Here is a 1172-nt window from a genome sequence, read left to right on the forward strand (position 1 = left end):
ACGACGCCGGCGCCGACGGTCTTGCCACCTTCGCGGATGGCAAAGCGCAGGCCTTCTTCCATGGCGATCGGGTTGATCAGCTTGACGGTGATCGTCACGTTGTCGCCGGGCATGACCATTTCCTTGTCCTTGGGCAGCTCGATGGCGCCGGTGACGTCGGTCGTGCGGAAGTAGAACTGCGGACGGTAGTTGTTGAAGAACGGCGTGTGGCGGCCGCCCTCGTCCTTGCTCAGCACGTACACCTCGGCCGTGAAGTGCGTGTGCGGCTTGATCGAGCCGGGCTTGCACAGCACCTGGCCGCGCTCGACGTCCTCGCGCTTGGTGCCGCGCAGCAGGATGCCCACGTTGTCACCGGCCTGGCCCTGGTCCAGGAGCTTGCGGAACATCTCCACGCCCGTGCAGGTCGTCTTGACCGTCGGCTTGATGCCCACGATCTCGATTTCCTCGCCGACCTTGACCACGCCGCGCTCGACGCGGCCCGTGACCACCGTGCCGCGGCCCGAGATCGAGAACACGTCTTCCACCGGCATCAGGAACGCACCGTCCACCGCGCGCTCGGGCGTGGGGATGTAGCTGTCCAGCGCCTCGGCCAGCTTCATGATGGCCTGCTCGCCCAGCTCGCCCTTGTCGCCTTCCAGCGCCAGCTTGGCCGAGCCCTTGACGATGGGCGTGTCGTCGCCCGGGAAGTCGTACTTGGACAGCAGCTCGCGCACTTCCATCTCGACGAGCTCCAGCAGCTCGGCGTCGTCGACCATGTCGCACTTGTTCAGGAAGACGATGATGTAGGGCACGCCCACCTGGCGGGCCAGCAGGATGTGCTCGCGCGTCTGCGGCATCGGGCCGTCGGCGGCCGAGCACACCAGGATGGCGCCGTCCATCTGGGCGGCACCGGTGATCATGTTCTTGACGTAGTCGGCGTGGCCCGGGCAGTCCACGTGGGCGTAGTGGCGGTTGGCCGTCTCGTACTCGACGTGGGCCGTGTTGATCGTGATGCCGCGCGCCTTCTCCTCGGGCGCCGCGTCGATCTGGTCATAGGCCTTGGCTTCGCCGCCGAACTTGGCCGACAGGATCGTGGTGATCGCCGCCGTCAGCGTCGTCTTGCCGTGGTCCACGTGACCGATCGTGCCCACGTTCACGTGCGGCTTGGTCCGCTCGAATTTTCCTTTTGCCAT

Annotated in this window: 1 protein-coding gene; it reads right to left on the minus strand. The window is 66.1% G+C overall.

Annotated elements, in window-relative coordinates:
* Positions 1–1172, minus strand: a 1172-nt coding sequence (gene tuf / locus EZ242_RS21850) for an elongation factor Tu (RefSeq protein WP_135287323.1), incomplete at its 3' end; no start/stop codon positions are given.

Source organism: Ramlibacter rhizophilus, from assembly GCF_004681965.1.
Lineage (GTDB): Bacteria > Pseudomonadota > Gammaproteobacteria > Burkholderiales > Burkholderiaceae_C > Ramlibacter > Ramlibacter rhizophilus.